Genomic DNA, 279 nt, shown 5'->3' on the forward strand with positions numbered 1-279 from the left:
TGGGTGCCTGGGGCATCACGAAGCGGGTGCTGGTCAAGCGCTCCTGCATGAATTCGGCTACGGGTAGGAAGTCGTAACGGTCGGCTCCCAAGCCGTGCAACCAGATCACACAGGCATCAGCGGTTTTCTGTGGTTCGAGAATCAGCGGGTTGGTCATGACTGCTCCGAAAGAGTGCGGGTGATCGTGTTGTGTGCGTGGAAAAAAGGCGCTGCACAGGGTTGTCAGAAAAAGAATGTCGCAACGATACAACTTTGCCTACTTGACGAACGCTTAAACGC

Annotated in this window: 1 pseudogene; it reads right to left on the reverse strand. The window is 54.8% G+C overall.

Annotation, left to right across the window (positions count from 1 at the left end):
• Positions 1–157: pseudogene (locus GYA94_RS27300) on the reverse strand (alpha/beta hydrolase); the annotation flags it as partial.
• Between the last annotated feature and the right edge of the window lie 122 nt (positions 158–279).

The organism is Pseudomonas juntendi (genome assembly GCF_009932375.1).
GTDB classification, from domain to species: domain Bacteria; phylum Pseudomonadota; class Gammaproteobacteria; order Pseudomonadales; family Pseudomonadaceae; genus Aquipseudomonas; species Aquipseudomonas juntendi.